Source organism: Oceanicaulis sp. (assembly GCF_965284345.1).
In the GTDB taxonomy this organism is placed as follows: Bacteria; Pseudomonadota; Alphaproteobacteria; order Caulobacterales; family Maricaulaceae; genus Oceanicaulis; species Oceanicaulis alexandrii_A.
The window spans coordinates 468,546-495,011 of record NZ_OZ260073.1 but is presented as its reverse complement, the minus strand read 5'-3'; the positions used below and the strand labels follow the sequence as shown (position 1 = coordinate 495,011).

General features: G+C 62.8%; 29 protein-coding genes. 15 read left to right on the top strand and 14 right to left on the bottom strand.

Annotated features, from left to right (window positions below):
• Window positions 1-97 precede the first annotated feature (97 nt).
• A complete protein-coding gene (gene pseC, locus ACQ66J_RS02540) occupies window positions 98-1,273 on the top strand; it encodes a UDP-4-amino-4,6-dideoxy-N-acetyl-beta-L-altrosamine transaminase (protein ID WP_430430363.1) in 1,176 nt (391 codons plus the stop codon).
• 26 nt (window positions 1,274-1,299) lie between these two features.
• Here pseC and ACQ66J_RS02535 read toward each other — a convergent pair whose 3' ends face one another.
• Window positions 1,300-1,929 (bottom strand): pseudaminic acid biosynthesis-associated methylase, encoded by a 630-nt coding sequence (locus tag ACQ66J_RS02535; RefSeq protein ID WP_430430362.1) that lies wholly within the window; start codon window positions 1,927-1,929, stop codon window positions 1,300-1,302.
• A 3-nt stretch (window positions 1,930-1,932) separates the two neighbouring features.
• Window positions 1,933-3,024, bottom strand: coding sequence for a UDP-N-acetylglucosamine 4,6-dehydratase (inverting) (gene pseB, locus ACQ66J_RS02530; RefSeq protein ID WP_430430361.1), 1,092 nt, complete (start codon window positions 3,022-3,024; stop codon window positions 1,933-1,935).
• 134 nt (window positions 3,025-3,158) lie between these two features.
• Here pseB and ACQ66J_RS02525 point away from each other — a divergent pair, with 134 nt between their 5' ends.
• Together ACQ66J_RS02525 and ACQ66J_RS02520 are read left to right on the top strand one after the other, a co-directional pair.
• A complete protein-coding gene (locus ACQ66J_RS02525; protein ID WP_430430360.1) occupies window positions 3,159-3,944 on the top strand; it encodes a glycosyltransferase family protein in 786 nt (261 codons plus the stop codon).
• Between the two features lie 112 nt (window positions 3,945-4,056).
• Complete coding sequence (locus ACQ66J_RS02520; protein ID WP_430430359.1) at window positions 4,057-6,822, top strand: hypothetical protein; 2,766 nt, start codon at window positions 4,057-4,059, stop codon at window positions 6,820-6,822.
• Between the two features lie 70 nt (window positions 6,823-6,892).
• On the opposite strand, the gene ACQ66J_RS02515 is transcribed toward ACQ66J_RS02520, so the two are convergent.
• Genes ACQ66J_RS02515 through ACQ66J_RS02505 form a run of 3 tightly spaced genes read right to left on the bottom strand, consistent with a single transcriptional unit; the run spans window position 6,893 to window position 8,759 of the window.
• Window positions 6,893-7,330 (bottom strand): flagellar basal-body protein FlbY, encoded by a 438-nt coding sequence (locus ACQ66J_RS02515; protein ID WP_430430358.1) that lies wholly within the window; start codon window positions 7,328-7,330, stop codon window positions 6,893-6,895.
• A complete protein-coding gene (locus ACQ66J_RS02510; RefSeq protein WP_375548643.1) occupies window positions 7,330-7,656 on the bottom strand; it encodes a rod-binding protein in 327 nt (108 codons plus the stop codon). Before ACQ66J_RS02510 ends, ACQ66J_RS02515 begins: the two co-directional genes overlap by 1 nt.
• Window positions 7,656-8,759: a flagellar basal body P-ring protein FlgI gene (locus tag ACQ66J_RS02505; protein ID WP_375548644.1), complete on the bottom strand. Its 1,104-nt coding sequence runs from the start codon at window positions 8,757-8,759 to the stop codon at window positions 7,656-7,658. The genes ACQ66J_RS02510 and ACQ66J_RS02505 overlap by 1 nt, the downstream gene beginning before the upstream one ends.
• Window positions 8,760-8,991: 232 nt before the next feature.
• Here ACQ66J_RS02505 and ACQ66J_RS02500 point away from each other — a divergent pair, with 232 nt between their 5' ends.
• Complete coding sequence (locus ACQ66J_RS02500; protein ID WP_430430357.1) at window positions 8,992-9,411, top strand: flagellar assembly protein FliX; 420 nt, start codon at window positions 8,992-8,994, stop codon at window positions 9,409-9,411.
• Window positions 9,412-9,573: 162 nt separating this feature from the next.
• Window positions 9,574-9,996 (top strand): RNA polymerase-binding protein DksA, encoded by a 423-nt coding sequence (dksA, locus tag ACQ66J_RS02495; protein ID WP_430432221.1) that lies wholly within the window; start codon window positions 9,574-9,576, stop codon window positions 9,994-9,996.
• 20 nt (window positions 9,997-10,016) lie between these two features.
• On the opposite strand, the gene ACQ66J_RS02490 is transcribed toward dksA, so the two are convergent.
• From ACQ66J_RS02490 to flgF, 6 genes are all read right to left on the bottom strand, one after another.
• A complete protein-coding gene (locus ACQ66J_RS02490; protein ID WP_430430356.1) occupies window positions 10,017-10,415 on the bottom strand; it encodes a hypothetical protein in 399 nt (132 codons plus the stop codon).
• Window positions 10,416-10,506: 91 nt separating this feature from the next.
• Window positions 10,507-10,887: a hypothetical protein gene (locus ACQ66J_RS02485; RefSeq protein ID WP_430430355.1), complete on the bottom strand. Its 381-nt coding sequence runs from the start codon at window positions 10,885-10,887 to the stop codon at window positions 10,507-10,509.
• A 9-nt stretch (window positions 10,888-10,896) separates the two neighbouring features.
• Window positions 10,897-11,697 (bottom strand): flagellar basal body L-ring protein FlgH, encoded by an 801-nt coding sequence (flgH, locus tag ACQ66J_RS02480; protein ID WP_375548648.1) that lies wholly within the window; start codon window positions 11,695-11,697, stop codon window positions 10,897-10,899.
• A 3-nt stretch (window positions 11,698-11,700) separates the two neighbouring features.
• Window positions 11,701-12,648, bottom strand: a complete 948-nt coding sequence (gene flgA / locus ACQ66J_RS02475) for a flagellar basal body P-ring formation chaperone FlgA (protein ID WP_375548649.1) — start codon at window positions 12,646-12,648, stop codon at window positions 11,701-11,703.
• A gap of 14 nt (window positions 12,649-12,662) precedes the next feature.
• The gene (gene flgG, locus ACQ66J_RS02470; protein ID WP_375548650.1) at window positions 12,663-13,448 is read right to left on the bottom strand and encodes a flagellar basal-body rod protein FlgG; all 786 of its coding nucleotides are present in this window, start codon (window positions 13,446-13,448) and stop codon (window positions 12,663-12,665) included.
• Between the two features lie 27 nt (window positions 13,449-13,475).
• On the bottom strand, window positions 13,476-14,210 hold the full coding sequence (gene flgF / locus ACQ66J_RS02465; protein ID WP_375548651.1) for a flagellar basal-body rod protein FlgF: 735 nt from the start codon (window positions 14,208-14,210) through the stop codon (window positions 13,476-13,478).
• Window positions 14,211-14,474: 264 nt separating this feature from the next.
• On the opposite strand from flgF, the gene ACQ66J_RS02460 reads away from it, so the two are divergent.
• From ACQ66J_RS02460 to ACQ66J_RS02440, 5 genes are read left to right on the top strand one after another with little or no spacing between them, the layout of a single operon-like run.
• Complete coding sequence (locus ACQ66J_RS02460; RefSeq protein ID WP_430430354.1) at window positions 14,475-15,065, top strand: flagellar basal body-associated FliL family protein; 591 nt, start codon at window positions 14,475-14,477, stop codon at window positions 15,063-15,065.
• Window positions 15,066-15,104: 39 nt separating this feature from the next.
• A complete protein-coding gene (fliM, locus tag ACQ66J_RS02455) occupies window positions 15,105-16,235 on the top strand; it encodes a flagellar motor switch protein FliM (RefSeq protein ID WP_430432220.1) in 1,131 nt (376 codons plus the stop codon).
• Complete coding sequence (locus tag ACQ66J_RS02450; RefSeq protein ID WP_107712806.1) at window positions 16,232-16,630, top strand: DUF6468 domain-containing protein; 399 nt, start codon at window positions 16,232-16,234, stop codon at window positions 16,628-16,630. The genes fliM and ACQ66J_RS02450 overlap by 4 nt, the downstream gene beginning before the upstream one ends.
• A 2-nt stretch (window positions 16,631-16,632) precedes the next feature.
• On the top strand, window positions 16,633-17,337 hold the full coding sequence (locus ACQ66J_RS02445) for a MotE family protein (RefSeq protein WP_375548654.1): 705 nt from the start codon (window positions 16,633-16,635) through the stop codon (window positions 17,335-17,337).
• Window positions 17,318-20,665: a tetratricopeptide repeat protein gene (locus tag ACQ66J_RS02440; protein WP_430430353.1), complete on the top strand. Its 3,348-nt coding sequence runs from the start codon at window positions 17,318-17,320 to the stop codon at window positions 20,663-20,665. The genes ACQ66J_RS02445 and ACQ66J_RS02440 overlap by 20 nt, the downstream gene beginning before the upstream one ends.
• Here the strand turns inward: ACQ66J_RS02440 and fliP are convergent, their stop codons facing one another.
• Together fliP and ACQ66J_RS02430 are read right to left on the bottom strand one after the other, a co-directional pair.
• Window positions 20,666-21,442, bottom strand: coding sequence for a flagellar type III secretion system pore protein FliP (gene fliP / locus ACQ66J_RS02435; protein WP_375548656.1), 777 nt, complete (start codon window positions 21,440-21,442; stop codon window positions 20,666-20,668).
• Window positions 21,439-21,813, bottom strand: coding sequence for a flagellar biosynthetic protein FliO (locus ACQ66J_RS02430; protein WP_430430352.1), 375 nt, complete (start codon window positions 21,811-21,813; stop codon window positions 21,439-21,441). Before ACQ66J_RS02430 ends, fliP begins: the two co-directional genes overlap by 4 nt.
• Window positions 21,814-21,962: 149 nt before the next feature.
• On the opposite strand from ACQ66J_RS02430, the gene flgB reads away from it, so the two are divergent.
• The 3 genes from flgB to fliE are packed head-to-tail and all read left to right on the top strand — an operon-like array spanning window position 21,963 to window position 23,181.
• Window positions 21,963-22,379 carry a flagellar basal body rod protein FlgB gene (gene flgB, locus ACQ66J_RS02425; RefSeq protein ID WP_375548658.1) on the top strand — a complete coding sequence of 139 codons (417 nt, stop codon included), beginning with the start codon at window positions 21,963-21,965 and terminating at the stop codon, window positions 22,377-22,379.
• 30 nt (window positions 22,380-22,409) lie between these two features.
• Window positions 22,410-22,826: a flagellar basal body rod protein FlgC gene (gene flgC / locus ACQ66J_RS02420; RefSeq protein WP_022699962.1), complete on the top strand. Its 417-nt coding sequence runs from the start codon at window positions 22,410-22,412 to the stop codon at window positions 22,824-22,826.
• A 37-nt stretch (window positions 22,827-22,863) separates the two neighbouring features.
• Window positions 22,864-23,181 (top strand): flagellar hook-basal body complex protein FliE, encoded by a 318-nt coding sequence (gene fliE / locus ACQ66J_RS02415; RefSeq protein WP_375548660.1) that lies wholly within the window; start codon window positions 22,864-22,866, stop codon window positions 23,179-23,181.
• Between the two features lie 173 nt (window positions 23,182-23,354).
• Here fliE and ACQ66J_RS02410 read toward each other — a convergent pair whose 3' ends face one another.
• Window positions 23,355-25,226, bottom strand: coding sequence for a DUF885 domain-containing protein (locus ACQ66J_RS02410; protein WP_430430351.1), 1,872 nt, complete (start codon window positions 25,224-25,226; stop codon window positions 23,355-23,357).
• 207 nt (window positions 25,227-25,433) lie between these two features.
• Here ACQ66J_RS02410 and fliQ point away from each other — a divergent pair, with 207 nt between their 5' ends.
• Entirely contained in the window at window positions 25,434-25,697 is a 264-nt protein-coding gene (gene fliQ, locus ACQ66J_RS02405) for a flagellar biosynthesis protein FliQ (protein ID WP_022699958.1), read from the top strand.
• A 5-nt stretch (window positions 25,698-25,702) separates the two neighbouring features.
• Window positions 25,703-26,461, top strand: a complete 759-nt coding sequence (gene fliR, locus ACQ66J_RS02400) for a flagellar biosynthetic protein FliR (RefSeq protein ID WP_430430350.1) — start codon at window positions 25,703-25,705, stop codon at window positions 26,459-26,461.
• Window positions 26,462-26,466 lie beyond the last annotated feature (5 nt).

Here is a 26,466-nt window from a genome sequence, read left to right as displayed (position 1 = left end):
CGGCGAACCGTCCGACTTCTCCCGATGTCGGGCGGTTTGTTGTTTTCAGCGGGGCGCGGACTCAGCACAGTGTGTTGCGAACTCAGGGAGCGAATGCATGAGCGACGGGTTTTTGCCATATGGCCGTCAATGGATCGACGATGACGACATCGCCGCAGTCACCGCTTGCCTGACCTCTGATTATCTGACGACAGGCCCTCGGGTCACAGCCTTTGAAGCCGCCTTTGCTCAAGCCGTCTCTGCGCCCCATGCGCTCAGTTGTCATTCCGCGACGGCGGGGCTGCATCTCGCCTATGACGCGTTGGGCCTGGGGCCGGGCGATTGCGCCATTGTTCCGGCGCTGACCTTTGTCGCCACCGCCAACGCCGCCCGGTATTGCGGTGCAGATGTGGTGATTGCGGATGTGGACCCTGACACAGGTTTGATGACGCCGGACACTCTGGCCGAGGCGCTGGAGCGATCTCAGAGCCGGGCGAGACTGATTGCGCCTGTCCATCTGGCTGGCGTCGCTTGCGACATGCCCGCGCTCAGCGCCCTGGCGCGCGATCATGGCCTGTCGGTGGTGGAGGACGCCTCTCATGCTGTGGGCAGTCTGGATGAGACAGGGACGCCCGTAGGCGCGTGCCCTCATTCAGATGCGGCGGTCTTCTCGTTTCATCCGGTCAAGACGCTTGCGTGCGGGGAAGGGGGCATGGTCACCACGCGGGATCCTGAGACAGCGGACCGGGTCGCCCATGCGCGCTCTCATGGCGTTGTGCGTGAGCCGGGCCGGTTTGAGCGCAGCGAGGGGGCAACCGAGCCCTGGTGGTATGAAATGCAGGCGCTGGGCTGGAATTACCGCATGCCTGACATCAATGCGGCGCTGGGATTGTCTCAGCTCAACAAGCTCTCGCGCTTCGCCGAGCGGCGCCGTTTGCTGACGCAGCTCTATGATGACGCCTTGTCCGGGCTGGCGCCGCTGGTGCAGCCGCCCGCAGGGCGGGCGAGCGTCGATCCATGCCGTCACCTGTACAATGTGCGAATTAATTTTGACGCGGCGGGCCAGAGCCGCGCGGATGTCATGGACGCCCTGCGCGCACGCGGCGTCGGGACTCAGGTTCATTACATCCCCGTCCACCACCAGCCTTATTACAAAGCGCTCTATGGCGAACAGACCTTGCCGGGCGCCGAGCGCCATTATGCGCGCACATTGTCGCTTCCGCTGTATCCGGCCATGTCTGATGAAGACCCGATGCGCGTGGTTTCAGCTTTGAAAGCGACGCTGGGGCTATAAAGCGGGGTCGTGACCGTTGACCGGCGCTAGGCGGGGCGCTTTTCCATCAACGCCCAGGTCGGGTTGTCGAGATTGCTGGTGCGTTTCCAGCTGAACCCGTCCGCCACCACTTCCAGATCCTTGAAGCGATCCAGGAAAAAGCCGGCGAAATCGCGCTTCCACAAATGGTCGGTCATGCCGCGATAGACGAGCTCGACCGGGTCGGGATTGAAATACTCCGACACCAGGATGAAGCGTTTGGAGACGCGATACATCTCATCGGCCACCTGGCCGAGATTGTCGGGGTGAACGTGGATCAGAACGCCATTGGTGAAGACGAGGTCCATGCTGGAATCGTCAAAAGGCAGATCTTCGCCGCGACCGGCGCGGATATGGGTTTGCGGCAGCACGCCGTCCTTGATCAAGGTGTCGCGCGCGCTGTCATTGGGCTCGACCGCGAACAATTCAGCATCGCTCAAACGCTGCAGGGCGCGCTGGTTGAGGCCGAGATTGCAGCCGACTTCGCAAATGGTCTGGGGTTCGCGCGTCCCGAACGCGTCCAGCCAGCGTGACCACAGTCGGGTGCGGGCGCGGATGCGAAACTCTTCAGGGCTGCAGCGTTGGGTGTATTCGTCGCCGAACTCGCCCGACCAGGTGTTCACGGGATCATGGGTCATGGATCAGGCTTTCAGCGCAAGCTTTTCGTTGAGAATATTCTGCAAGGTGCGCGCATCCAGGCGCTCGGGATTGGAATCTGACTGATATTCAAACCCTTCAGGCACTGGCACGGCGCCGTCGGCGAACCATTCCGCGCGCAGGCGCTCAGAGCTGTGCGGCAGGATCACATAGCGATCCTCGAGCTCCACCGTGGAGCGGGAATCGTCCTCTGGCACCATCACCTCGTGCAGTTTTTCACCCGGGCGGATGCCGACCATCTTGTGCGGCAGGTTGGGCGCGATCGAGCGCGCCAGATCCACCGTGCTCATGGACGGGATTTTGGGGACGAAGACTTCGCCGCCCTTGGCCATTTCAAGGGCTGAAAGCACGAAATTCACGCCCTGATCGAGGGTGATCCAGAACCGGGTCATGCGCGGGTCCGTGATGGGCAGGTGGTCCGCGCCTTCCGCGACGAGTTTCTTGAAGAACGGCACGACCGAACCGCGTGAGCCGACCACATTGCCGTAACGCACGACCGAGAAAGTCGGCCCGTCTTCGCCGCCCATGTGCTGGGCGGCGGTGAAGATCTTGTCGGACGCCAGCTTGGACGCGCCGTAAAGATTGATCGGGCTGGCGGCCTTGTCCGTGGAGAGGGCGCACACATGCTGAACCCCACGCTTGATGGCGGCGCGCACAACGTTTTCCGCGCCGAACACATTGGTGCGCATGCATTCAAACGGATTGTACTCCGCGATCGGCACATGTTTGAGCGCGGCGGCGTGGACGACCACATCGACCCCGCGCATGGCCATGTCCAGCCGGCCTTCATCGCGCACATCGCCGATGAAATAGCGCATGAAGCGGTGCTCTTCAGGGCTGAAGCGCTGAGCCATCTCATACTGTTTGAGTTCGTCGCGTGAGAACACGATCAGCTTTTTGGGCTTGTATTCGTTGATCACGGTCTGGACGAAATGATGCCCGAAGGACCCCGTGCCGCCGGTGATCAAGATGGTCTTGCCGTTCAGATCAATGCGCGGGCTACGAAAGTCGCGCCCCAGAAACAGACGGTTGACGTCTTCGTCCGTGGAATTGGAGGTCTTCGGGGGCTGGCTCATTGAGATGACTTTCCATGGGTCATGGACACATTCTTGACGCCACGATCCGCGGTGTCGGTTAACGGCCCGTTAGGCGCGGTAAATCCATAATCGGATTCGATGAGAGCAACAGCTTTCCAGTCTTGGGGGACATGATGGGCGCGACTGTGATCATTCAGGCCGGCAGCGGACCCAGCGCCCTTGCGGATCGTGAACTTGTCTATCTCGGCGATCGCACCGCCCTGGCGTGCGGGCTCGAACGCGCCCGCCGCATTCCCGGCGTCGACCTGGTGGTCTGCGCCGTCCCCGATGATCGTGAGCATGACCTGATCGCCGAAGAGGCGTGTGATGGCGCCGTCATGGTGGTGCGCGGTCCCGCCGCGGATCCGTTGGGCCTTGTGGCGCAGGCGGCGCGCGAGGCCGGCGCGTCCGTTGTCGTAAGGCTCACCAGCCAGTGTCCGGTGATTGACCCTGTCATTGCGGGCGGCGTGCTGGCGCTGTTGACGGATGCGCGCGCTGATTACGCCTCCAACACCATGCCGGCGCGCTTCCCGCACGGGCTGGATTGCGAAGCGTTTTCCGCCCTGTTGCTCGACGAAGCGGATCGCAAGGCGGACACGCTGGCCGAGCGGCGCTCGGTGACGGGCTGGATGCGGCGCAATCCTGACCTCACCCGCGCCAATCTGACGGGCCCCGGCGGCGGGCTGGAGCATTTGCGCTGGATGCTGGAGACGCCCGAGGACGCGGCGTTCTTGCAAGCGGTCTTTGAAGAGCTGGGCGAGAAGGCCCTGACGGCGACCGCGGCCGAGATGGCGGCTTTGTGCCTGCGCCGCCCGGATCTGAGCGAGTTGAATGCGGATCGGGTGGACTATGCGCGTCTGGTTTCGCCCGAACGCGCCAGCGTCGAAACGCGGCCCATGCGGTTTCCCTTTGCCGCCTAAAAGCTTGGCGGTTCGTTCACCTTATATCCTAACGGTTTGTTTGCAGGTCGGGCGCTAGTCTGCGATTCGATGCAAAAGGTGTATCGAGCTTTACAGGTTCGGGCCGAAGACCATGGTCATTTCGTCCAATCTTCTCAGCGCCTGGTATGGCGCGCAGAATGCAACGGCGTTGTCTCGGACGACGGCGTTCTCCCAGTCTGCGGCCAATGCCCAAAGCTCCGACCGATCCTCCTCCAGCGATGTCTTGCCGCCCTGGGATGCGCGCGGCGAGATCGAAGCGCTCGACGTGCTCAAACGCAGCGCCCTGGCCGACGGCGTTTTCTTTGACAAGAAGCTCGGCGATTTCGCCAGCCTGGACGTGGGCGAGGACGAGAAACAGCTCTTCGCCATGTATCAAGGCTTGCGCCGCTTGCAGGCGCTGGGGTCGGAAGCGGCTGAAAAAGACACGGCGGACAGCCGCCGCGATTTCCTGGATCGCCGCTTTCAGGAAGGCCTGAACCAGCTCAACAGCTTCTTCGGCGAGCTCTCCCTTGAAGGCGTGACTGTGCTGAAGGGCGAGGAACTCTCCAAGGCGGAAAGCAATCTGGCGATTTCGCGCGGAATATCCGAATATGTGACGCCCATTGTTCATTCCGGCGCCTTTGACGCCGAAGTGGACGGGTTTCTGGGCGATGTCTCCTTCACCATCAGCGTGAAAAAGTCTGGCGCGACCACGCCCGTGGCCATTGACCTGGCCAATATGGGCGCGACCCCGCGCACGCTCGACAATGTCGCCGATTTCATCAACACCGAGCTTGAAAACGCTGGCATGCTCAGCCGGATCGAGCGGGTTAAGATCGGCGAGGAAGACGAGAACGGGATCATTCCCGGAGATAATTTCGGCTTCAAGATCAAGGGTATTCTCACCGAAACCCTGAGCTTTGCGCCTGCAACCGGCAATCCTGCGGTCTATATGGCCGGCGTCTCCGGCGATACTGAAGGTGCGGGCGGCCAGCTGACCAAATATGTCGATATCGCCAATGGCGGCGAGGCGGCCTTCATGCGCCGCATCGACGCTGATGGCAGTGTGACGACATCTGACGTCGCCGTGCCAGGCGGTGAAGAGGGTGAAACCGAAACCCGCACCAAGACGGCCTCCAACCCGCTGCGCATTCTAGATTCCGTCCAGGGCGCGGATGGTGGGCTGTATGTGGTCGGCCATGCGGCGAATGGCGTGGCCGGACAGTCAATCAAGGGCGAGCAGGATCTGATCCTGATGCGCTATGACACCACTGGAAAACAGGTCTGGGCGCGCACATTGGGGTCAGGCGGCACAGCGGAAGGCGCTTCGATCGCGCTGGACGCCAACGGCAATGTCGTGGTGGCGGGCTCTGTCGAGGGCGCATTGGGCGACACGACCGAGCTGGGCGGCACGGATTCCCTGGTCTCCAAATTCTCCGCCGACGGCGTCGAGCAATGGACCAAGCGCTTTGGCAGCAACAAGGATGATGAAGCGACCGCCGTCAGCGTCGGCGCGGACGGCACGATCTATGTAGCGGGCCAGACCAGCGCGCCGGTCGGCGGCGTGGTCAATGCAGGCAAGACAGACGGGTATCTGCGCGCGCTCGATGAGAACGGCGCGATCCTGTATACGCGCGCCGCGGGCGCCAGCGCCGAGAATGACACCGCCAAATCCATCGCCCAAGCGGCCGATGGCGGCCTGATCGTCGCCAGTGAAGTAAACGGCAGCGCTGTGCTCACCAAATACGCTGCGGGCGATGACGGAACCGGCGCGCCGGTCTGGACGCTTGATCTGGGCGATATGGACGATGGCCGTATCGGCGAGATCACGGTGGCTGATGACGGCGCGATCTATCTGGCGGGCGCCGCGGGCGCGGGTTTCTCTCCCTCAGCGCCGATTGAGGCGAACGCTGGCGGTCGTGACGCCGTGCTGGTCAAAATCTCTGACGGTCCGACCGCCAGCGTCGACTTCACCACCTTCCTGGGCTCAGCCGAGGGCAATTCCGCGACCTCCGTAACGGTCAGCAATGGGGTGGCCTATATCGCTGGCAAAACCTCTGGCGCGCTGCCGGGGCAGACCCAGAACGGCGCCCGTAACGCCTTCGTCGCGGGGCTGGATACGACCAGCGGCGCGGTCACCTTCACCCAGCAATTGTCTGGCCGGGCGGGGCTTGCGGAAGCCAATGCAGTGGTGGTCGATCCCACCGGCGATAATGCGCTCGACAAACTCGGCTTTCCCACCGGTGAAGTGCGCTATGCGGACAGCCGCGTGATCACCGCACGCTCGAGCGTGCGCGAAGGCGACCATTTCTTCATCTCCGTGGATGGCGGCCGGAAAAAGAAGATCACCATCGATGATGACGAGACCATGCGGTCTCTGACCTTCAAGCTGAACGCTGTGCTGGTGCTGGACGGCACGTCGGACGTACGCCGGTCGGCCAATGGCGACATGCTGCGCATCAAGCCCAAGGAAGGCGTGAAGATCGAGCTGTTCGCCGGCGATGACGGGCGTGACGCCCTGAGCGGTTTGGGACTGCCCGAGGGCTCGATCATCGGCAAGGCGTCGCTTCTGGACAAGGACAGCACCTCAGACGCGCCTGAGATTTTTGCGCTGGAATTGCCGACCTCCCTGTCGATTTCAGACAAGGACGGCGCCGCGAAAGCACTTGAGGCCTTGTCCAAGGCTCAGTCCGTGATCCAGCGCGCCTATCGTGATCTGACGACCGATCCCGCGCTGAAGGCGCTTCTGGACGGCCCGCAGGCGGGCAAGCGCGGCGGCACGGTGCCTGCTTACCTGACGGCGCAGGTTTCAAACTATCAAGCGGGACTGGAGCGCCTTCAGAGCGGCAGCGGCAGTACAACGCTTGGTCTGTTCTAAGAGCGTCTGACCGGCACAGACAAAAAACCCCGGAGCGCTGCTCCGGGGTTTTTTGTGAACCGCAACTGGATCAGACCGTCTGGTTATAGGCGAGGGCGGAGACGCCGCCTGCTTTGACGCCGGGCCCGTAGCCGACCTGGGTCTGCTGCTGGCGCGCAGCCTCATCAGCGATGGCTTTGACCAGGCCTTCCGTCAGCACTTTCAGGGCTTCGACCGCGGCGCCGTTGCGCGCGAGGGCGTCTTCGAACGCCCGGGTGGAGGTCTTCAGCTGGGCCTTGAGTTCAGGATCGACGCCAGACAGGCGCGAGCGGTCCTTGCTGGCGAGTTTGGTTTCGGTGCGATAGAGCGTCGCCAGCTTGGTTTTCTCGGCCTGAAACTCCACAGCCTTATGGGGCATGTGCGAGTCAAACAGCTCGGTTTCCTGATCGAGCAGTTCGGTCAATCGGCCCGTCAGCTGGATCAGCGCCTGGGCGCGTTCGGTCGGGTTTGCAGCCGCCAGTTCAGTCATCACGCACCTCCTTGTTCTTGCATGGCCAGCATTTCGCGCATCACGGAATCGGCCAGGCCGATGCCGCCCGCTTTGGCCATCACCTTGGCGTATTCTTCATTGAGCATGGATTTGAACGCGTTCTCGCCCGGACCGCCGCCAAAGCTGGATTCCGTGGTCTCGCCCAGCATCTGCTCCATCATCTGAGACAGAAAGACCGCTTCAAAGTCTTCAGCCGTCTTGCGGATCTGGTCAGGCGTCTGGCCGGCGGTCGAGCGTGATGTGGACGCAGGGCCACGCGCTGCGAGCAGCGCGTTCTGCATCTGGGCGTCAAGCATTCCGTCCATTACAGCACCTCGATTTCAGCTTGCAGCGCGCCGGCGGCCTTGATGCTTTGAAGGATGGTGATCATGTCGCGCGGGCTGACGCCCAGCGCGTTGAGGCCATCCACAAGCTCACGCAGGCTGACCGTGCCGTTCAGCACGCCCATTTCGCGGAGTTCTTCGTCCACGTTCACAGTGGTGCGAGGCACTTCGACCGTTTCCCCGCCATCCGCGAAGGGCAGGGCCTGGCTGACTTGCGGGCTCTCGGTGACGGTGATGGTCAGTCCGCCCTGGGCGATGGCGACGGTGGAGACTCGCACATCTTCGCCCATCACAATGGTGCCGGTGGATTCGTCGATCACCACGCGGGCGCGCATATCGGTCTCGACGCGCAATTGCTCGACCTCGGCGATCAGCGCGACCATATCGCCGTCAAAATAAAGCGGGCGGGTCAGCGCGACCGTGGAGGGGTTTTGCGCCGCTGCGGCGTCAGCGCCCAAAAAGGCGTTGATGGTCTGGGCCATGCGGCGCGCGGTGGTGAAATCGGGATTGCGCAGCGCCAGGCGGATTTGCGCCTGGCCAGCCAGATCCCAGTCCAGTTCGCGCTCGATGACGCCGCCATTGGCGATTCGGCCATTGGTGGGCACGCCGCGGGTGATCGAGGCCCCGTCGCCTTCGGCGGCGAACCCGCCCACAGCCAGCGAGCCTTGCGCCACCGCGTAGACATCGCCATTGGCGGCCATCAGCGGAGTGGCGATCAGTACGCCGCCCTGAAGGCTGTCTGAATCGCCAAGCGCTGACACTGTGACGTCGACGCGGGAGCCTTGCATGGAGAAGGGCGGCAGTTCTGCGGTGACGATCACCGCGGCCACATTGCCTGTGCGCAGATCGGCTTCACGTACATTGATGTTGAAGCGCTCCAGCATGGAGTTGAGCGCCTGCCGGGTGAACACCGCATTGCGCAAGGTGTCGCCGGTGCCGTCCAGGCCCACGACCAGGCCATAGCCCACCAGCTGGTTGTCGCGAACGCCTTCCACATCCGCGATGTCCTTGATTCGCGGATTGGCCGCAGCCAGCGGCGCTGCAAGGCAGAAAAGCGTGAGGCAAGCGATTAACAGGCGGGTCATGCTGGCGGAATTCTCCGACGGGTCAGGTTTCTACACCTGTCCCATTGCGAGAACCATGCCAGTTTTGAACGTGTCAACCTATTGAAATATATACAGAGCGGCTGGGAAAACCTTGCCGAGGCCGCGGTATTGCATGGGGTGGGGGCAAATCCTGCCGAGTGAGCGCTTTAAGCACTCATTAAGTTTGATTAAGCACTGTTGTCTCATGCTTTGAGAGGATTCGAAGGGCATTATGAAGGTCAATTCATCCCGACCCGTACAGGGGGCGTCCGGCGCCAAGCGTAAAGGTGAAGCCTCAAAAGCTTCAGGTTTTTCGCCTGAGGGCGCGCCGTCAACAAGCGGATCTGTCTCAGCCTCTGCGCTGAGCGGCGCCTCGGCCATCGGATCGGTTGACGCCTTGCTGGCGCTTCAGGGGGCTGGCGATGCGGTCACGGCCAAGCGCCAGGCGACCGAACGGGCTTTTTCACTTCTCGATATTCTTGACGATCTGAAACTGGCGCTTCTGGACGGCGTGCTGCCGCGAGACACGCTGGTCAAGCTCATGGAGACGCTGCAATCGCGTCGCGACGCGACCCATGATCCACGTCTGGAAGCGGCGCTCGACGAAGTGGAAATCCGCGCCGCCGTAGAATTGGCGAAGCTAAGCGCCTGATCGCATTGCCAGAGGGGGCGATGCGACCGTCACATCTTCATCATCGTCCTGTCGAATTTGCTCTGTAACCGTATGAGCAGATTGACTTGACCTCGACGGTCGATATTCTCCGCCGCGCTCAGGCCGGCGGGGGCTGCATACGGAGACGGTCTCATGAGTGTTATGGATTCAAGCATTGAGCTGCCGGCGGGCTACCGTCCCAGCGAGTCCGAACCCTTCATGAATGAACGCCAGAAAGAATATTTCCGGCGGAAGTTGTTGGCTTGGAAGGATGAAATCCTTCGCGAGAGCCGTTCGACGCTTTCAAACCTTCAAGAAGATATTGGCGCCTTGCCCGACCTTGCGGACCGGGCGTCGACAGAAACCGATCGTGCGCTCGAGCTGCGGGCGAGAGATCGCCAACGCAAGCTCATCTCCAAGATCGAAGCGGCGATACGCCGGATCGAGGAAGACGAGTACGGCTATTGCGAGGAGACGGGCGAGCCGATTTCGCTGGCGCGTCTGGATGCGCGCCCGGTCGCCACGCTCAGCCTTGAGGCCCAGGAGCGTCATGAACGCTCCGAGCGGGTCCACCGCGATAATTAGAGACGCAAGCGTCAGGTCTGCTAGGCCTGACGCGACCAGCTTTCATCGCAGGTGAGAAAGTCGAGCGCTTCTTCCGCAGTGAAGAAGGCTTGCGCGTTTATCCCTGCAGCATTGAGCATTTTTGTTGTTCGTGCCGAAATCACAAGCGTTCGCGGATTATAAACGTAAGCCAGCTTGGCCCGTCGAGGGAAATGCGCGATGGCGTACTCCACGCGCTGGTTGAACTCGGTCAGCGTGTAAATGATCAAGGATTGGCTGTGATCAAACAGAACGCCAGTCCACTGAGGCTGATCAGTCAACCGCCGACAGATCGCGATCAAGCCAGGTTCAGTTTCGGCGTTCGTCTCTAAACCGGTAATATTATACCGTAGAACGCCGATTTCTGGTAATTCGATGCGTTCGAGGGAGTAAGTTCTCATTCTGAGAGACGCCTGTGGACAGCTAAAGCCCCTGGAGAGCATACCCCGGTCAGTGCTTCGGTTTCCTTACCCAGCTGATTGGGTCGGTCAGTTATTCGCCATCCTCGTTCGCGGCGAACAACAGGGCCTGATCAAAATCTTCGAACGCCCGCGTGACAAAACCCGCAGATTTCATCAGGCGCGTGATGTAGGCCGCGTGCATGAGATTGCTCTGCTCATAGACATAGGCGACCCGAAGCTGCTTGGGCAGGCTCTTGTCGAGCGCTTCGGCGACTTTGGTGAACTGGCCCACCGTGTGATCAAACCGGCAGCCCTGATAATTCATGATCAAACCCGTATAGCCGTTTTCATGCACACGTTCACCCAGCTTCGGCGCATTGGCGAGGCTTTGCGCGGCTGTATTGACGCCGCTCATATGGATTTCCAGAACGCGGCCATTTGCGTGTTCGGTCCGCGTGATCGTCATGCTCATAAGCTTGCCCTAGAACGGCCAGAGGAGATTGTAGAGCTCCTGACCCACAGGCGGGCGCTGCATTTCAGAGATGTGGCCGCGTCCGCCATAGGAGATCCGCGCCTCAGCGATCTGTTCATGATCGATGGTGTTGTCCGCCGCGATGTCCTGGGGCCGGACGATGCCGGAGATCAGCAGCTCGCGCACTTCATTGTTGATGCGCACTTCCTGGCGGCCATGGATGACCAGATTGCCGTTCCACAACACGTCCACCACAATCGCGGCGGCGGTCATCGAAATGCTCTCGGACCGATTGATATTGCCGGCGCCCTGGGTGGAGGAGGCCGATCCGAAGCTGGCGAGGCTCGCAGGGTCGACCGCATCATTGAAGAACTGGTTGAGCGCGGCTTCGCCGCCAAAGAAGTTGGTCAGGTTTGAGTCTTCAGACGTGGTGCGCGAGCGCGTGGTCTGATTGGAGACGGTCGCGCTGTCGGCGATGTCGATGCTGACGGTCAGGATATCGCCCACATGCGCGGCGCGCGGATCGCCGAAAAACGTCGTGGAGTTGGTCGAACGCCACAGGGAGTTGGGGTTTGAAGACTGGGCGCGCGCCTCGGCGATGGCGCGGGCGCGGGCCAGGCGCGCCGCTTCCGCCTGACCCGCTGTGGGACCATTGGCGCCGGCCTGACCGGTCAGTGCTGCGGCGTTGCTGATATCATTCATGGGCGGCGCTTGCCCCACATAGGACAGCCGGTCCGTGGTCGCGCAAGCGGTCAGCGACAGGGCGCCCAGAAGAACGGCGCTGCACATCAAAAAGCGTTTAGACATCATGGCTCAGGACTCGCTTGGGCGTGCGGCGCTGCGGCCGCCAAGGACACTGGCGCGGCCGGGGGCTTCGACCCAGGCTTCGACCGTGCGGTTTGATTGCAGGTTCAGAAAACGGATGAACTGGCCTTCGCCGCCATTCTCCAAAGCGCGGGCCTGGGCGCTGAGCATCAGCGGGCCGACCTGATAGACCAGAGACACCAGCTCGCCGCGCTCGACCACGATGGGCGGCTCCACGTCAAAGCTGCGCAAGGGACGCTCCGGGCTCAGGGCGCGCTTGGCCGACATGCCCACAAGATCAGCTTCCGCCAGCAAGATTTCGCCGCGCACCTGGCTTTCGGGAAGGCGGACCCAGTCCACATCTGCGGCGGTGATGGTCTCGCCGCGCGCAATGGTGCGGTTGAGCACCGGCACATTGGTCACCCGTTGCGCTCGGCCCGACACGGTGAGGGGTTCGCCGCCCGGATACGCCGCGATCTGGGCGCGGAACAGGTTGGAGCTGGCGTCATGGTCAAAGCTGATCAGCTCCGGCCCGCCCAAGGCGTCAGCGGGCGCGAACAGGTCCTGACGCATATTTGAGAGATTGACCGCATAGGCGTGGCCCGTCTCCACATAGAGCGCTTCCTGGACGAGATCTGAAATATCGGACGCGCTGACCGTGCGCGCTTCGCGCTCGACGGTGACGCGCAGAACGCCGCCGGCGTTCGCCCAGTGAAAGCCCTCGCGCGCCGCCGCATTGCGCACATAGTCAGGGTCCAGCGAAATCGCTCGGCCCGGCGCCGGGGCGCGAGCGAGCTGGGTGTCGCCAGCCTCGCCGGTGATGTCGAACAGATCGGACAGGGTGATGACGGCGTCGGCGCTGACCAGGCGCTCCTTGAGCACCACGGACGTGCTGACCTCCTGCGCCGCCGCTGCGCCCGTCGAGAGCGCCAGAATAAGAGTGAGGGTGCGAAGCATGGCTTAGCCTTTCCTCAGCGCAGATTGGAGGAGGTTGCGAGCATCTCGTCCGCAGCCGTAATGACCCGGGCGTTCATCTCATAGGCGCGCTGGGCCTGGATGAGAGAGGTGATTTCGGTGACGGCGTCCACATTGGACACTTCCACAAAGCCCTGGCGCACCTGCCCGAAACCGGGATCGGTGGGAGCGCCGAGATTGGGCGCGCCCGACGCGGCGCTTTCCAGCAGCAAATTGTCGCCGATCTGCTCAAGGCCGGCTTCGTTGGGGAAGGTCGCAAGTTCAAGCTGACCCACCACTTGCGGGGCGGGCTGGCCGTTCAGAAGGATCTGCACCTGGCCTTGGGTGTTGATCACCACCTGGCGCGCTTCGGCGGGGACCACGATGCCCGGCATGACCGAATAGCCGTCCGCCGTGACGATCTCGCCGTTGGGGCTCAGAGAGAAATTGCCGGCCCGGGTGTAGGCGTCATTGCCGTCCGGCAGCTGAACGCGGAAATACCCGGATCCGGAGATCGCGACGTCATAGCTGTTGCCGGTTTCGCTCAAACCACCTTGTTCGGCGATGCGGTAAACCGAGCCGGCGTTGACGCCGAGGCCGACCTGAACGCCCGTCGGCACGATGGTGCCCGCGTCCGAGGAATTGGCGCCCGGCTGGGAGACGGTCTGGTACAAAAGGTCTTCGAACTCGGCGCGCTGACGTTTGAACGCGATCGTGTTCATGTTGGCGAGGTTGTGAGAGATCACCTCGACGGCCAGTGACTGGGCTTCCATCCCGGTGGCGGCGGTGGACAATGCGCGCATGGCTGCGGCCTCCTTCAGAATAGAACGTTACGGGCGACCAAGGCGGTCAATGGCCTTGCGGCTGAGTTCGTCGGTGTCTTTGATCATGCGGGTGACCGACGCATAGGCGCGGCTCACTTCCATCATGGTGGTGATTTCGAGCATGGGCCGCACATTCGAGCTTTCCAGAAAGCCCTGTTTGATCTGCGGCAGCTCTTCGATCACGCGTTCGGCGTCTTCGGGCGCGGTGTAGCGATTGTCGCCGGTTTTGGTCAGAACGCCCTGATCGGCGAACTGGGCGACGCCCACTTGCGCGATGACCTGGCCGTTTTGGGTGATTTCACCGGTCTCGCCGATGACGATCTGTCCGGCGTTGGGGTCGAGCACAATCGGCGCGCCGCCGGCGTCCAGCACTTGCGCGCCGTCGCTGGCGACCATTTCACCCAGAGGGTTCAGGGTGAAGGCGCCGTCGCGCGTGAAGCGCTCGACGCCATCTAGCTCCACCATGAAGAAGCCGTCGCCTTGTAAAGCGAGATCCAACGGGCGGCCCGTATTGGTGAGCGAGCCTTGAGAAAAGTCGCGGCCCATCGCCCATTCGTCGACGAACTGGGCGCGGTTGGGGCCGTCTTGATGGCGGGCGCGAAACGCGGTGTCAGGTTCGAGCATCATGCGCTCGGCCTTGAAACCTTGCGTGGAGGCGTTGGCGATATTGTTGGCGACCACATCCATCTGCCGACGCAAGGTCAGCTGGCGGGTCAGTCCGATCAGCATGGTGTTGTCCATCGCCAGGCGTCCTTCTGAAGGCGGTTGCTGCGACTTCTGGCAGCGTCCCCAGACTCATGGCAAACACCGTGCCATGGTTAACGTGTTGAAAAATATACATGCGATTGAAGGGGCGGCGCTTTTGGGCGGCCAGCCTTGCCTGTCGAGCCGTCACAGAGGGGAAAAATCTGCCCAGCGAAGCCGTTTCCAAACGGATCGTTAACCGCAGCACTGATTAATCGTTGGCTGTACTGGACTAATCCGTAAGGCGAGGGAATCAGCTTCATGGCTGAAGACACCGAAGACGAAACGCGCGAAGAGGGCGCCGAAGGTGAAGAAGGCGAAGAGGAAGCCAAGAAAGGCGGCCTCAAGAAGATGATCCTTTTCATCGGTTTGCCCGTGATCCTCGTCATTCTGGCCGGGGTGGCGGGCGCTCTGTTTTTCCTGGGCGGTGGTGACGAAGAGGTCGCCGCCGAGGGGGAATATGGCGAAGAGCACGGTGAAGCCTCCGCTGATGGTCATGGCGAGGGCTATGCCACGGAGGCGACCGAGGAACATCTGGCCGAGCTCTTCCGGTTTGAAGAGCCGCTGATCGTGGATATGTCCGGCCCGGACAACCGATCGGTGCTTTTGGAAGTGCAGATCGCGCTCGCCTATTCCGACCACGACGTGGCCGAGCTTCTGGCGCGCGAAGACGTTCAAATCCTGCTGCGCGACGAATATGTGGATTTTTTCCGCGCTTTGCGGGTCGAAGACATTGACGGCTCGACCGGATCACACCGCATTCGGATGGAGTTGATCCGCCGCACCAATCTGGTGCTGGCCCCCAAGACTGTGGATGGCGTTCTGCTGCCCAGTTTCGTGATGCAGCAATAGCGGAGACCTGCGTTGGACGACGATATCGATCAGGATGCAATGGCGGCTGAATGGGAGGCCGCTGCTGCGGGCGAACAGCCTGACTTTGACTCCTTGGGCGATGACGGCGACGACCTGGCGTCCGAATGGGAGGCCATGGTCGACGGGGATGGTGAAACCTTCCTGCCGGCCCAGCAGTCTTCCGGCCCCGAACGCATCCTCAATCAAGAAGAAATCGACTCCCTTCTGGGCTTTTCGGTTTCTGATGACGACGCCAATGAGCGCTCGGGCATCCGGGCAATCATCAATTCGGCGCTGGTGTCCTATGAACGCCTGCCGATGCTGGAGATCGTCTTTGACCGCCTGGTGCGGCTGATGACGACGAGCCTGCGCAATTTCACCTCTGACAACGTGGAAGTGAGCCTGGACAATATCTCGTCCATCCGCTTCGGCGATTATCTCAACTCGATCCCGCTGCCGGCGATCCTGGCGGTGTTCCGCGCCAAGCAGCTCGATAACTACGGCCTGCTGACAGTGGACTCCAATCTGATCTATTCGATCGTGGACGTTCTGCTGGGCGGACGGCGCGGCACCTCGGCCATGCGGGTCGAAGGGCAGCCCTACACCACCATCGAACGCACGCTGGTTCAGCGGATGATCGAAGTGGTGCTGGCGGATGCGCGCCAGGCCTTCGCGCCGCTGACGGAAGTGGATTTCGATCTCGACCGGGTCGAGACCAATCCGCGCTTCGCCGCCATCGCCCGGCCTGCGAACGCGGCGATCCTCGTCAAGCTGCGCATCGACATGGAAGACCGCGGCGGCCGTATCGAGCTCTTGCTGCCTTACGCCACGCTCGAACCCATTCGTAAAATGCTGCTGCAGCAGTTCATGGGCGAGAAGTTCGGCCGCGACAATATCTGGGAAAGCCACCTGGCCACCGAATTGTGGTCCACCAAGATGGAGGTGAGCGCGGTTCTGGATGAGATGCAGAAGCCCTTGGGCGAAGTGATGAATCTCAAGGTCGGCGACACCTTGATGCTGGATGCGGGCCCGGATGGCCTGATCGAGCTACGCTGCGATGACATCCCGTTGACGCACGGTCATATGGGCCGAATCGGGCACAACATAGGGGTTCGCCTGGATCGCCCGCTGAGTGCCATGGCGAAGAAAAAAATGATGGGGTTCACATGACGCTCGCCGGTTTCGCTTTCGAAGCACTTGTCTGCATCCTTCTGGCGATGGCGGTCGTCATGTGCTGGCGTGTGGATCGCCGTTTGCGCGCTCTGCGCAACGGGCAGGATGGCCTGGTGGGGACTATCTCCGCGCTGAACGATGCGGTGGAGCGTGCACGCGCCACCCTGGGCGCGCTGGACCGTGCGAGCCGCGATGGCGGGGAAAGTCTGCGAAAAGAAACCGAGCGGGCGCAAAAGCTGGCTGATGAGCTGCGCTTTTTGTCCGGGGAAGCGGATATGAGCGCCCAGCGTCTGACCCAGCGTCCTCGACGTGAGGCGCCGCGCGCTGACGATGAAGACCCTGAAACCGCACGCTCACGTCGCCGTCTGAATGCGTTGAAGGCGCTGCGCTGATCATGACGCCTGTCCGTCCTCTCATGCTGCTGGCGGTCGTCCTGGCCGGGCTCCTGGGTTTGAAATCCCTGTCGCTGGTCGATGAAGCTGCGACGCTGATTTCCGAGCGTGCCGACGCAGCGGCGGCCCCGCCGGCGGATGACGGGCATGGCGGGGACGAGCCTGAGGAAGTTGTGGACGAGGGACCCGCGCCGCCCGCTGCACCGCCCCCTTCCGCCGCGCCCGCGCCACGCGCGGCGCCGACGACGGCGCAGCTGGGTCTGGAGCGTCGCCTGGCGGAACGCCGGCGGACGCTGGATCAGCGCGAAGCCGAGCTCGATACGCGCGAGCAATTGCTGAGCGTGGCGGAGCTGCGCGTGGATGATCGGGTGACCGAGCTTGAGGCCCTGCGCGATGAAGTACGCGGCTTGCTGGGCATGCTTGATGATCGCCGCCAAGAGCAGGTGGACGCCATCGTCGCCGTGTATTCCCAGCTCGAGCCCGATGCGGCGGCCCGCATCCTGACGTCCATGCGTGAAACCGATGAGACGACGCTGCTTCTGGTCGCAGAACAGCTGCAGACCACCAATGCGCGCAAATTCGCCAGCGTCATGGCGGAGATGGAGCCCAGCTTCGCCGCCGAGCTGACCTTCATGCTGCGCATGCGCGCTGAACCGCCCGAAACAACCGCGGAAGCGGAGGCCCGCCTTGAAGCGGCGGCAGGATAAGCGGCTCGCCCTGTTTGCGAGCGCGGCGCTGGGCGCCGTGCTGTCGGCGTCGGCCCTGGCCCAGTCGCCGGCGCAAATCGACGTGTCGAGGCAGGGGCAGACGACCCGCGTTCAGATCAGCCTGCCCGAAATGGACGGTGAGGGGCTGAGCGCTGACGCGGAAGTCGCCGCCGGCGCGGTTCTGGTGGCGCGATTGTCCGAGCCGATCGAGGCGGACGTGTCCGCCATCACCGCCGCGGCGCCCGATTACATCGCCATGGCGCGTCTGGACCCGGATGGGCGGACCTTGCGGCTGGCGCTGAACCGGACCCTGGAAAGCCGGGTGTCGGTGTCTCACAACATTATCGCCATTGATATCGCGCCACCCGGCGCCGCGCCGCTCGAGGACGTGGTCAGCCCCTATGAGCTGGCCCAGATTGAACGCGCCCGTCAGGCGCGCGCCCAGGCGGCTGCGGACGCCGCCGCAGCAGCCGCGCCGCCGCCTGCATTGCCCGTGGACATGCGCATTGGCGAAGCGGCTGAGTATTCGCGGATCGTGTTTCAATGGCCCGAGGCGGTGACTTATTCGCTGGAGCAGGCGGATGGCCGCGCCGTGCTGACCTTTTCACGGGCGGCCGAGCTGAACCTGGCGCCGCTGACCGCTGCGCCGCCGCGCTTTATTGACGCCGTGACAGAGCGACAGGCGGATAGTCTGTCGCTGTCCTTCCTTCTGGCGTCGGGCGCGGAAGCGCGGGTCTGGTCTGATGAGCCGGGGCGGGTGGTGTTTGACGTCTCCCTGGGCGCCGCTGGCGGCGCTGAAGCGGTTCTGGCGGCTTTGTCAGACTATGCCGATCAGCTTCAAGCTCAGTCGCCGCCCGCGTCTGAAAGCGTGGAGCCGGCTGCCGACGACGATGCAGCTCTTGATACGCCTGATTTCGAGACCCCGAACCTGACGCGCCCTGATGTCGCGGCACGCCCCGACCCTGTGCCCGAAGGAGGGATCGTGCAGGTCGAAGCGCGCCGCAACGGCACGGATGTGGTGCTTAATTTTCCCTGGGCTTCGCTGCCGGGCGCGGCCGTGTTTCGGCGCGGTCAGGCGATCTGGGTGGTGTTTGACGCCAGCGCGGAGCTGGATGTGGGTGAGATGGCCACGCTGGCCGGCCGCCATATCCGAAATCATGAAGTCTTGCGCGGGGCGGACTATACAGCCTTGCGGATCGAAGCGCCGAATTCCACCCAGACGGATGTGCGGCCTGTTGGAACGAGCTGGGTTCTGACCTTTAGCGAAACCGTGGACCAGCCGCCCGCGCCGATCCGCGTGACGCGCGAGACCGGGGTGAACCGCCCCGCGCGCCTGCGGTTTAATTTCAATGGCGCGCGCAGCGTTCGCAGTGTGACGGATCCGGTTGTTGGCGATTCCATTATGGTGCTGACCAGCGATGGCGAGAAATACGGGGTGATTTCACCCCGCCAGTATGTGGAAGCGGTGATGCTGCCCTCCACTCAAGGCGTGGCGCTGCAGCCTCTGGCCGATGACCTCATCTTCACCGTGCGCGCGGGGGGCGCGGATCTCAGCCGTCCAGGCGGTCTGGCCCTGACGCGGGCGGCCACTCCTGGTCTGTCTGGCTCGCTTGATCGTCCCGTCACGCCCGGTTTTCTGGATCTGGCGGCGTATCGGGGCGAAGGCGATTATCGCGACTCGATGGTGATCTTGCAGCGTCGGGCGTCAGAGCTGGACCCAGCCGCGATTCTCAATCTGGCGCGCTTCAAATTGGGATGGCAGCTGGCGGCGGAAGCGCTGGGCCTGGTCGAGCTGGCGGTGGAGGAAAACCCCTCGCTGGACGCCAGTCCGGAAATCGCCGCCTTGCGCGGTGTCGCCAGCTATATGATAGGGCGCTATGACGATGCGGATCGCTATTTGTCCCACCCGGTGCTTCTGAACGATCCCGCCGCCCAATCCTGGCGCGGCGCCGTGTCCGCCCAACTGGGCGACTGGCCGCAGGCGCGACGCCGGTTCGAGCAGGGGCGCGAAGCGATCTATTTCTTTGATCCGGTCTGGCGCGCGCGCCTGTCGGCCCTGCACGCCATGTCGGTGCTGAAAACCAATGATCTGGGCGCGGTGGAGCCCTTGCTCAACGTGGTCGAGGCGGAGGATTACGACCTGGAAGCGCGCACGGAAGCGGCGATGGTTCAGGCGGGTCTGGCCGCGGCGTCAGGCGATGTGGAGCAGGCCATTGCGCTCTATGATGCGCTGAGCCGCTCTGACTGGCGGCCCGCGCAAGCCCGCGCGCTTCTGGAAAAGGTCCGGCTGGAGTTCACCAATGATCTCGTCGCGCCGGATGCAGCGGTCGAAACCCTGGAGAGCCTGCGCTTTCGCTGGCGCGGCGATGATGTGGAAGTTGAAGCCTCCACCATGTTGGGCGAGGTCTATGCGGATGCAGGCCGGTTCCCTGAAGCGCTGAACACCATGTCCAGCGCTCTGTCACGCTTTTCCAACACGCCCGAGGCGCGCCGGTTGAGCGTGCGGCTGGAGACTCTGTTCCGCGACATTTTCCTGAACGGTCTGGGTGACCGGATGGACCCGATGGAGGCGCTGGCGCTCTGGTACGAGCATCAGGACCTGACGCCGCCGGGACCGGATGGCTTGCGCATGGCGCGCCGCATCGCCGCCCGGCTGGTGGACGTGGATCTCTTGGAGCCGGCCTCCGAGCTTCTGGCCCACCAGGTCTTTGAGCGTCGGGTGACCATGACCTCGCTGGCGCGGGCTCAAGTCGCCGCCGATCTGGCGCGGGTCTATCTGATCGACAATCGTGCATCCGACGCTTTGCGGGCGCTCGATAGCACCCGCATTGCGGGGCTGCCCACAGAGCTGGTGGACGAGCGGCGCGTTCTTCAGGCGCGCGCTCTGGCGGCGCTTGGCCGCACCGAACATGCGCTGGAGCTGGTCGCCTATGATCAGGGCCCCGAAGCGGACCGCCTGCGCGCGGATATCGCCTGGGAAGGGCGCAACTGGTCTGAAGCCGGACGCCTGATGGAAGCGCTTCTGGGCGACCGCTGGCGCTCGGACCGGGCTTTGTCGTCGGCTGAAGCCCATGATGTCTTGCGCGCCCTGATCGCCTATGCGCTGGTTTCCGATGAAGCGGGCATGGACCGGGTCGTCGCGCGCTATGGCCGGGCGATGGGAGAGACCGAACACGCCGCCGCCTTCAGCACGGTCGCCAACCGCTCTGTGGCGCCCGGCGACAGCCGGCTGAGCTCACTGGTCGGTCAGATCGCGAACGTCCAGCGCACAGATGCGCTGATGGCAGGGTTCGGTCGCTATGATGAAACTGCGGGCCCTGAAAGCTGATCAGCCGCCGGGCGGCATGCGTTCAAAGCTCTGCACCAGAGACCCGATCACCAAAGTCCAGCCATCCACCAGCACGAAGAAGATCAGCTTGAACGGCAGTGAGATGATCACCGGCGGCAGCATCATCATGCCCATCGACATCAGGATGCTGGCCACCACCAGGTCGATGATCAGGAAGGGGATGAACAGCAAGAAGCCGATCTCGAAGGCGCGCCTCAGTTCTGAAATCATGAAAGCGGGCGCCACCACATAGACCGGCGTGGCTTCAGGGGTTTCAGGCTCTTCGCCCGAAATGTTCAAAAACAGCCCCAGATCCTCTTCTCGGGTATGGGCCAGCATGAAGGCTTTGACTGGCTGGGTTGCGGCGGTGAAGGCTTCCTGATTGCTGATCTGACCATTGAGCAGCGGCTCCACACCGTCCTGATAGGCCTGGGTGAAGACCGGCGACATGATGAAGGCGGTCAGAAACAGCGACAGCGAGATCAGCACGGCGTTGGGCGGGCTTTGCTGCAGGCCGATCGCGGTCCGCAGCAAGGATAACACCACCACGATCCGGATGAAGCTGGTGGTCATGATCAGGATCGACGGCGCCAGGCTGAGCACCGTCAACAGCGCGATCATCTGCAAGACGCGCTCGGTCAACGCGGTGTCATTGCCGCCCAGCGAAATCGACAGGCCCGGCCCGGCGGCGGCATGGGCGTCCGGCGCGCCGATCAGCCCCAGCCCCAGGGCGAACGCGATCAGGGCGCCCAGATACATCCAGCGCGCGGCCTTCATTGGCTCTGCCCCAGCCGTGTGATGGAGGCGCCGGGGTTTTCCGCTTCAGCGTCGAGCGCGTCCGGGGCGAGAGGTTCGAACACAGGCTCGTCTTTGGCGGGCGCGCGGTCGAGCACTTGCTCGCGGTCCGCGCCCAGCAGCAGCACATGTTCGGCGTCGTCCACGCGCACGATCACCACCTTGCGGCGCGGATCGAGCATCAAGGTCTCGGTGATGGACAGGCGGCGTTTGCGCGCCGGTGTCGACCAGCGGTCCAGCATCGGCATCGGTCCCATCCAGCCCGCGCGTCTGGCGACCACCGCGAATCCGCCTAAAAGCCCGAGCACCAAGATCAGGGCGGCGAAATACCGTATGATATCAAGCTGGTCCAAAGTCGCTTCGTCCCATCATCAACAGCTGGAAAGGCGCCAGCGCGCCTCCTCATCAACAGCCCTAACGGGAGTCGGCCAGGGAGTTAAGCTCTCCTTAACCGGCTCGGCTCAGGGTGATGAATGCAAAGTTAACTCTGGCGGAGGCGCCCATGCGCCCTGACGACATACCGCTCTTGTCCATGCTGCGTGACACGATGGGCTATCACGGCGCCCGTCAGCGCGTCATTGCGGAAAACGTGGCCAACGCCAACACGCCTGGATACACGCCCAGTGATGTTCCGCGCAGCGAGTTTGAGCGCGTGCTCGCCGGGCAAGCCCAGGCTTCCGGCGGCATGCGCACCACGCACGCCATGCATTATGGCGGTGATGGCGGGGCGTCCGGTTCGCGGCAATTCCGCACCGAGCGCGCGCCGGACAGTGAAACCACCTCGAACGGCAATTCGGTCGTGATCGAGGAACAGATGGTCGACGCCAACGATAACCGGATGCGGTTCGAGACGGCGTTGAGCCTGTACCAGAAGAGCCTGAACATGATCCGCATGGCGAGCCGCTCGCCGGGTCAGTGATCCTAAGCAACGCCAGAAAGGCAGACGGCTATGGTCGATCGCGTCTCTGAAACCCTGCAGATTTCCGCAGCCGGCCTGCGCGCGCAATCCTCGCGCATGCGGGTCATTGCGGAAAACGTGGCGAACGCTCAATCGACGGCGCGGACAGCGGACGAAGATCCGTACCAGCGTCAGATCCCGGTGTTCCAGTCCGAGTTTGACCGTCAGGTGGGCACGGAGCTGGTGCGTATGAACGACGTTACGCTCGATGAGTCAGATTTCCGCATGGTCTACGAGCCCGGCCACCCGGCGGCGGATGGCGAGGGCTATGTGAAATATCCCAATGTGTCCTCGCTGGTCGAACTGATGGACATGCGCGATGCGCAGCGGTCCTACGAGGCGAATCTGACCATGGTGGAAGGCACGCGCCGCATGCTTGAGCGCACGCTCGACCTGTTGCGCCGTTAAACGCACCGCACCGCCGGCTCTAGAAAGGGGCTGACTTATGGATCTCGCTGCTATCCGCGCCTATACCGCCGCCGCCCAGCAGGCTGCCGGCGTGACGCCGTCCACGAACAACGCCGCCGAGCTCGCCAAGACCGAGGGCGGTGATTTCGGCGACATGGTGATGAACGCCGTGCAATCGGTTCAGGAGACGCTGAGCCAGTCAGAACAGCTCAGCGCCCAGGCCGCCACCGGTCAGGCCGAGCTGGTGGATGTGGTCACCGCTGTGGCCGCCGCTGAAGTCCAGCTGGAAAGCGTCGTCGCCGTGCGCGATCAGGTCATCCGCGCCTATCAGGAAATCCTGCGCATGCCGATCTAGGGCGCCTCGCCAGGCTGAAACAAAACACCCCCGAAGCGCGGCTCCGGGGGTGTTTTTTGTGCGCTGACTTTGGCCTGGAGCGTGGCGGTTACGCCTTGAAGGCCGGCATGAAAAACCCCGCAAGGCTGCAGGCCTTGCGGGGTTTCTGCTGTGAAGCAGGCGGGGTGAGGGGGTTAGCCTGCTTTCACAGTATCGATCCAGGCGTTGACCCGGTCTTCCAGCATGGGAAGCGGCAGCGGACCAGCGGTCAGGACCGCGTCATGGAAGCCGCCCCAGCTGAAGTCGTCACCGAGTTCTTCCTGAGCCTGGGACAGAAGGTCCTGGATGAAGATCATACCGGTCTTGTAAGACACGGCCTGGCCGGGCCAGACGATGTAGCGTTCGACTTCCGGGGTGATGTCGCCCTCGGTCATCGGGGTCGCTTCCAGCATGTACTCAATCGCTTGCTCGCGGTCCCACTGATAGTGGTGAAGGCCGGTGTCCACCACCAGGCGTGCAGCGCGGAAGACTTCATACGACAGGCGGCCAAAGTCTGAATACGGGTCTTCGTAAAAGCCCATCTCCTTGCCGAGCCATTCGGTGTAAAGCGCCCAGCCTTCGCCATAGGCGGAATTCCACGCAAAGCGCTGGAACATCGGCACGTCATCCAGTTCCTGGGTCAGCGCGATCTGGAAGTGGTGACCGGGCGCGCCTTCGTGCAGCGACAGGCTTTCCAGCAGATAGGTGGGATTGTCCTGCATCTGGGACAGGTTGACGTAGTAATAGCCCGGGCGCGAGCCATCGAGCGCGGGCTGGTTGTAGAAGGCGCCGGTGGCCGTCGCTTCACGCCAGGGCTCGACCGCGCGCACTTCCAGCGGCGCTTCGGGCAGGGTGTCGAAATATTGCGGCGCGACCTCCATGACGTCTTCAATCACGGCTGTGGCGCGGTCGAGATATTCCTGGCGGCCTTCGGGCGTATTGGGCAGCTGGAACTGCTCGGCGGTGCGCATATAGGCGAAGAAGTCCTGCACGCTGCCTTCAAATTCGACCTGCGCCATGATTTCGCGCATCTCGCCATGGATACGCTCCACTTCCGCCAGACCGCGTTCATGGATTTCTTCGGCGGTCATCTCCGGAATGGTGGTGAATTGCGCCAGAGAAGCGGCGTAAGCAGCTTCGCCATTGGGCAGTTTCCAGACGCCGGCACGATCATCAGAGATCGCTTCCATGCGATCCAGCGCCGCCATATAGCGCTCCATCGCCGGCACATAGACGTTCAGCAGCGCGTCTTCAGCGCGCATCACCAGATCCGCCTTGGCGTCATCGTCAATGTCGAGCGCGTCCACCTTGGCCTTGAAATCGGCGAAGAGCGCGCTGTCTTCCGCGCCTTCTTCAAACGGCGCGCCGGTCAGTTGAGATTGCGCCGACGCGGTCAGGCGCGGATAGGCGAACAAGGGCAGGGTGACCCCGTTTGCGGCGCGTTCCTCGGCGCGTGCGGTCAGGGTGTCGATGACCTCGCCGATCCCTTCCAGGCGCGAGGCGTACGCCGCAGCGTGTTCCTGCGTCGCAACCCGGTGGTTGTTGATCAGGAACGTGGTCAGGTCAGAGACGGAATCGCCCATGGGCGAGAACACATAGCGGCTGTCGCGCACGGCGAACTGACGCGCGTCGTTTTCGGCGATGCTGATCGCGAAATCATAAGAGACCTTGCCGGCGTCGGTCAGCAGATCGCGGTCAAACTCGGCCTGCATGTCCTGAACCCGGCGCTGGCCGCGTTCGAAATTCTCGATCTGGCGGGCGTCCGAGCGATCATCCCAACGGCCATAGGCGTCGATGTCGGAAATCATCCCCAGATAGGTCTGAATTTCCGGCGAACGCGATACTTCCTCCAGGAAGGCTTCCTGGAAGGACGCGTACAGGCGCTCGGTTTCTGTTTGTTCAGCCTGCTGCGCGACCGTCGCGGCGCTGGCCAAATTGGCGCTGACATGTGCGCCGTCATGCGCAAAGGCGCCGCCAGCGGTCAGAAGCGCGATAGACGCCGCGCTGCAAAGAAGTGTCTTGATCATATACGTGTCTCCCCGAAGGCGGATACATGTCCGCCCTATATCGCGACATGCTGCACCCGGACGGCGATTGCGCCAATGCGCGCCAACATGACAAATCGTTAAACAAAGCGCGACGCATAAAACTTTACCTCTGAACCTTTGCGCGGCGGCATAGAATCCGTGCATGCAGGCAGTGTGGCGCTCTGGGCGCATCAGAAGGAAGCCATCATGACCGCGGGCGAAGTCCTCGACATTGGCGCTGAAGCGATCTGGGTGATGCTGGGCATGGCGGCGCCGGTCATGCTGATCGGCTTGGCCGTGGGCGTTCTGATCGCCCTGTTTCAGGCCCTGACCCAGGTGCAGGAAATGACCTTGGTCTTTGTGCCGAAAATCATCGTGATCTTTCTGGCGCTTCTGATCTTCCTGCCGATGATGGGCGCGCTTTTGAACGGTTTCATGCAAACGATCGCCGACCGAATCATCGCAGGCTGACGGCCATGCTGGCCGGTTTTGATCTTTCGCTCACAATTTTCGCCGGCGCCATGGTGTTTGCGCGCATGGGCGGGATATTGATGCTGATGCCGGGCATCGGCGAAACGTCGATTCCGGTGCGCCTGCGTCTGGCGTTCGCGCTGGCTTTTTCATTAGTGGTCGGCCCATCCATTGCGCCGATGCTGCCGGCGCCGCCCGAGACGCTTGCGGGTGTCGGCGTGCTGGTGGCGCTTGAAACCCTGATTGGCGTGATGATCGGGGCGGCCTCGCGCATTCTGCTGACGGCAGGGGCGATCGCCGGCCAGATCATCGGCTACCAGACCGGCCTCGCCATGGCGCAATCCTTTGACCCGGCCCAGGGCCAGGCCGGCGTGCTGCCCGCCCAGTTTTTGAACCTGATCTTTATCGTCATCGTTCTGATCACGCCCTTGCATCAGCAGATGTTGCTGGCGGCGGCGGGCTCTTACGAGCTGATGCCGGCCGGAGAGGCGCCGATGTGGGGCGATGCGGCCTTCTGGGCGCTGGGCCTGTTCATCGACGCCTTCATCATCGGGGTTCAGATCGCCAGCCCGCTGATCGTGTTCGGTCTGGTTTTCTATCTGGGCCTGGGCGTGCTGTCGCGCCTGATGCCGCAGGCGCAGATCTTCTTCATCGCCATGCCGCTCAACATCCTGATCGGCTTTTCCATTCTGGCCATGTCGCTCGGCGCCATGGTGATGGTGTGGGCGGAGCGCTATGAGCGCTTCACCGCGACGCTGAACTGAGGCGG

Bases quoted from the DNA above. Each gene is read 5' to 3' on its own strand.
- pseC (WP_430430363.1), top strand. From the start codon at position 98: ATGAGCGACGGGTTTTTGCCATATGGCCGTCAATGGATCGACGATGAC.
- ACQ66J_RS02535 (WP_430430362.1), bottom strand. From the start codon at position 1,929: ATGACCCATGATCCCGTGAACACCTGGTCGGGCGAGTTCGGCGACGAA.
- pseB (WP_430430361.1), bottom strand. From the start codon at position 3,024: ATGAGCCAGCCCCCGAAGACCTCCAATTCCACGGACGAAGACGTCAAC.
- ACQ66J_RS02525 (WP_430430360.1), top strand. From the start codon at position 3,159: ATGGGCGCGACTGTGATCATTCAGGCCGGCAGCGGACCCAGCGCCCTT.
- ACQ66J_RS02520 (WP_430430359.1), top strand. From the start codon at position 4,057: ATGGTCATTTCGTCCAATCTTCTCAGCGCCTGGTATGGCGCGCAGAAT.
- ACQ66J_RS02515 (WP_430430358.1), bottom strand. From the start codon at position 7,330: ATGACTGAACTGGCGGCTGCAAACCCGACCGAACGCGCCCAGGCGCTG.
- ACQ66J_RS02510 (WP_375548643.1), bottom strand. From the start codon at position 7,656: ATGGACGGAATGCTTGACGCCCAGATGCAGAACGCGCTGCTCGCAGCG.
- ACQ66J_RS02505 (WP_375548644.1), bottom strand. From the start codon at position 8,759: ATGACCCGCCTGTTAATCGCTTGCCTCACGCTTTTCTGCCTTGCAGCG.
- ACQ66J_RS02500 (WP_430430357.1), top strand. From the start codon at position 8,992: ATGAAGGTCAATTCATCCCGACCCGTACAGGGGGCGTCCGGCGCCAAG.
- dksA (WP_430432221.1), top strand. From the start codon at position 9,574: ATGGATTCAAGCATTGAGCTGCCGGCGGGCTACCGTCCCAGCGAGTCC.
- ACQ66J_RS02490 (WP_430430356.1), bottom strand. From the start codon at position 10,415: ATGAGAACTTACTCCCTCGAACGCATCGAATTACCAGAAATCGGCGTT.
- ACQ66J_RS02485 (WP_430430355.1), bottom strand. From the start codon at position 10,887: ATGAGCATGACGATCACGCGGACCGAACACGCAAATGGCCGCGTTCTG.
- flgH (WP_375548648.1), bottom strand. From the start codon at position 11,697: ATGATGTCTAAACGCTTTTTGATGTGCAGCGCCGTTCTTCTGGGCGCC.
- flgA (WP_375548649.1), bottom strand. From the start codon at position 12,648: ATGCTTCGCACCCTCACTCTTATTCTGGCGCTCTCGACGGGCGCAGCG.
- flgG (WP_375548650.1), bottom strand. From the start codon at position 13,448: ATGCGCGCATTGTCCACCGCCGCCACCGGGATGGAAGCCCAGTCACTG.
- flgF (WP_375548651.1), bottom strand. From the start codon at position 14,210: ATGGACAACACCATGCTGATCGGACTGACCCGCCAGCTGACCTTGCGT.
- ACQ66J_RS02460 (WP_430430354.1), top strand. From the start codon at position 14,475: ATGGCTGAAGACACCGAAGACGAAACGCGCGAAGAGGGCGCCGAAGGT.
- fliM (WP_430432220.1), top strand. From the start codon at position 15,105: ATGGCGGCTGAATGGGAGGCCGCTGCTGCGGGCGAACAGCCTGACTTT.
- ACQ66J_RS02450 (WP_107712806.1), top strand. From the start codon at position 16,232: ATGACGCTCGCCGGTTTCGCTTTCGAAGCACTTGTCTGCATCCTTCTG.
- ACQ66J_RS02445 (WP_375548654.1), top strand. From the start codon at position 16,633: ATGACGCCTGTCCGTCCTCTCATGCTGCTGGCGGTCGTCCTGGCCGGG.
- fliP (WP_375548656.1), bottom strand. From the start codon at position 21,442: ATGAAGGCCGCGCGCTGGATGTATCTGGGCGCCCTGATCGCGTTCGCC.
- flgB (WP_375548658.1), top strand. From the start codon at position 21,963: ATGCGCCCTGACGACATACCGCTCTTGTCCATGCTGCGTGACACGATG.
- flgC (WP_022699962.1), top strand. From the start codon at position 22,410: ATGGTCGATCGCGTCTCTGAAACCCTGCAGATTTCCGCAGCCGGCCTG.
- fliE (WP_375548660.1), top strand. From the start codon at position 22,864: ATGGATCTCGCTGCTATCCGCGCCTATACCGCCGCCGCCCAGCAGGCT.
- ACQ66J_RS02410 (WP_430430351.1), bottom strand. From the start codon at position 25,226: ATGATCAAGACACTTCTTTGCAGCGCGGCGTCTATCGCGCTTCTGACC.
- fliQ (WP_022699958.1), top strand. From the start codon at position 25,434: ATGACCGCGGGCGAAGTCCTCGACATTGGCGCTGAAGCGATCTGGGTG.
- fliR (WP_430430350.1), top strand. From the start codon at position 25,703: ATGCTGGCCGGTTTTGATCTTTCGCTCACAATTTTCGCCGGCGCCATG.